Annotated in this window: 2 protein-coding genes and 1 pseudogene; all 3 read right to left on the bottom strand. The window is 54.3% G+C overall.

Going from position 1 to position 2,478, the window contains the following annotated elements; genetic code table 11:
- Window positions 1-588, bottom strand: a pseudogene (locus WCE46_RS06770) (hypothetical protein); the annotation flags it as partial.
- 70 nt (window positions 589-658) lie between these two features.
- Window positions 659-1,990: a sensor histidine kinase gene (locus tag WCE46_RS06765; RefSeq protein WP_424732943.1), complete on the bottom strand. Its 1,332-nt coding sequence runs from the start codon at window positions 1,988-1,990 to the stop codon at window positions 659-661.
- A 115-nt stretch (window positions 1,991-2,105) separates the two neighbouring features.
- Window positions 2,106-2,276, bottom strand: coding sequence for a hypothetical protein (locus tag WCE46_RS06760; RefSeq protein ID WP_424732942.1), 171 nt, complete (start codon window positions 2,274-2,276; stop codon window positions 2,106-2,108).
- Between the last annotated feature and the right edge of the window lie 202 nt (window positions 2,277-2,478).

Raw genomic sequence — 2,478 nt, 5'->3', positions numbered from 1 at the left:
AGGTACCTGCCAGGTCTTTGTCTCGTTGAACAGGGTCTCTTTTGGGACCAGCGTTCTTGTCTGCTTCCCGGTCTCCTGCCCCCTAAAGAGGATGGTGAGGATCACAAGATAATACGGGTTTACGGCGAGGTTCTTTACCGGGAATACCGGTACGGGAACCCGCCGGATAGGGGAATTTCCGAAGGCGTACCAGCAATCGCCCCCGACCCAGAGCGACATCGAGAAGAGGCCAAGCGAAAGGCGTTTTGACCCGGCTGAGATATCAAACGAATACCGTGCATCCGGGTGATCGCTGAAGATCCCGAGCACCGGGTCACGGATCGCGTCGAACGTTGCCGCATCGATGCAGACCAGGGCACAGGCAATATTCCGGGAAAGTGAGATGGCGTTTACCCTGTCAATCGCGTCGCGGATGGCGCACTTCCACTGTCTTTTTTTGGTATCGTCCCGGGCCGAGTTGGTATAGACCTCTTTTTCGGCAACGACAAAGGTATGGGTGATCGTCCGCAGGTCCCGGAGTGCCGCAGGGTACGTCTCGTGGATCTTTTCTCCTGCACTGATGATATGGATGTGTTCTTTGCGGTCCATGACTAACGCCACCGGGAGATCGATACATGCTTACTGATGGAATAAAGGGGTTTTGGGGAGTCTGCCGGTATCATGGATGCCCGAACCGGTACGCCCCTTTCGGCACGTTCATCTCGAACCGTGCTCCGTTGCCCGGTTCGCTGGTTTCGGCGATGGTAATACCGGTGATCGAAAGGATCTCACGGGAGAGAAATAATCCAAGGCCGGTATTCTTCCCAAAACCCTGCATAAACAGGTGTTCTTTGTCCTCCCGGGTAATCCCGGCACCATCATCCTCGCAGATAAGGACGAGCCCTGTTTTGGTCTCATGGCAGGAGATGTGGATCTTCGTCATGGTATCTCCCCCATACTTCAGGGCATTGTCGATCAGGTTATAGAAGACCTTCTCGAACAAGGGATCTGCATACAGTGCGAGGTCAGACCGGTCAACCTCCACCCGTACCGCCCGCATGGGCAGGACTGCAACTGCCCGCCTGACACTTGCATTGACATTCTGCCAGACGGGTGCCGTTTTTCCCATATCCTCGTAGGCTTTCGAAAAATCGATCTGGCTCCCGATTGTGGTAACAATACTCATCTCTTTTTCAAGGTATTCCGATATGACCGGGAGATTATCCTGTTTTTCTTTTGAGAGTTCGAGATATCCTGAAAGGGCGATGAGCTGGTTCTTGATATCGTGCCGGGTTATTGATGAGAGAATCGTGAGTTTCTTGTTTGCCCGTGAGAGTGCTTCCTCGCTTTTTCGGAGTTCGGTCTGGGACCGGGCCATATTGAGTAACAGGAAGAATACCGTGGCAACGATATCCATGAGGATCGTGACGATAAAGAAGATGGAATTCTGGGGATCCGGACCTGAAAGCGAGTGATCCCCGGGAGTGATAATCGCTGCAACGACAATTGCGGTCCAGAGGAGGGCCGTGATCAGGAGGGCTGCGGCAAAGCCGTACCTGAGCGACCGGGTTTCCGGTTCCCGGAATCGTAGCGCGATGAGGGAGGTCGCAACAAAGCAGGGGACAATGAGCAACCCTATGATCACGCCACGGATGACAACAGAATCGACACGGAATACAAAATAAAACAACAGGAACGCGAACGGTATCAGGATGCAGTAAATGACTCCGGGGAGCGCCCGTGACCGGAAATATTTCCCGGTACTATCAAGCCGCATCATGACCGAAAGCGCGATCAAAAGATTTGCCACCGTTGAGGAGAGCAGAACGGGCACGAATCCACTGAGCATGAACAGGAAATACCCGCAGGATGCGACCAGCAGGGAAAGCATCCATGTCTTGAACCCGTCATAGGTCTTCTGGGTCTTCCAGAAGGAAAAGAGCAGGAGCGTGAGAAATACGTTGACGAGGAAAAGGAGGAGAAACAGGGTTTTTATATCGGGGATCCACACGGTATCACACTCAGCCCGGTGTTACCCCGCCGGACTTCAGTATTTTTTATGATTCAAGATACGATGAACGTTCATAAAAAGGCGGATCATTTGGCCTGCCGTATCGTGGAGCCGTTCACCTCAGGCCCAGCATCTTCCGGATCCTGCCCAGGAACGACACCTTCGGCTGCCGGCAGAACGGCACTTTCCCCCGTGCCACGCGGAACGCCTCGCATTCGTCGCAGAGCGTGTGGCGGCTGCATGTTGTTTTCGGGCAGGGGCAGTGGTCGCGGATGACAGGTGACATGGGTGTCTACTCATCCCTGCACCGTGTGACAGTTTAATGGTTGGGGCGGGGGCATTTTTTCAGATTCACCGGCACGTGCCCGGCCTTTTGCCCGGTCCGCTTTTAAAAAAATGTGATAAGGGGGAGGGGTCCTACCCCCCTCCCCTTCTTTCCCTTTAAGTGGGGGGCACCCCCCCACCCATGTGTCCGGGCATGTGGGGGG

The organism is Methanoregula sp., assembly GCF_049690535.1.
Classification (GTDB): domain Archaea; phylum Halobacteriota; class Methanomicrobia; order Methanomicrobiales; family Methanospirillaceae; genus Methanoregula.
This window is presented reverse-complemented; position numbering and strand designations above follow the sequence as displayed.

Excerpts from the sequence above, each read along its gene's own strand:
- WCE46_RS06760 (WP_424732942.1), bottom strand. The coding sequence starts at position 2,276 with ATGTCACCTGTCATCCGCGACCACTGCCCCTGCCCGAAAACAACATGC.